The sequence below is a fragment of the Herbaspirillum sp. WGmk3 genome, from assembly GCF_023952535.1.
Classification (GTDB): domain Bacteria; phylum Pseudomonadota; class Gammaproteobacteria; order Burkholderiales; family Burkholderiaceae_D; genus Herbaspirillum; species Herbaspirillum huttiense.
This window is the reverse complement of the sequence record NZ_JAKYWT010000163.1, coordinates 1-235: the sequence shown is the minus strand read 5'-3', so window position 1 is coordinate 235 and position 235 is coordinate 1. Positions and strand designations below refer to the sequence as shown.

Below are 235 nucleotides of genomic sequence, written 5' to 3'. Positions count from 1 at the left end.
AGGAGGGGCACCAGCACGCCGGCGACCACGTCGGCGGTGACGGCGACGTCGCCGGCCTGGAGGAACTCGCCGAAGAAGAAGGCCTCGGGGTCCGAGCCCCACGCCTGGTCCACCGAGAAGACGGTGTAGCGCAGCGCCCACGCGAGCACGGCGGCGTAGTAGATGGCGATCACGAAGCAGATCGCGACCTGCCACCAGCCGAGGCCCTCGGTGCCCCGGCGGAGCCGCGCGAACG

At 72.3% G+C, this 235-nt stretch carries 1 protein-coding gene; it reads right to left on the bottom strand.

Going from position 1 to position 235, the window contains the following annotated elements:
• Positions 1 to 235: hypothetical protein (locus tag MKD49_RS26305; protein ID WP_252697777.1), on the bottom strand; the 235-nt coding region annotated here is incomplete at both ends.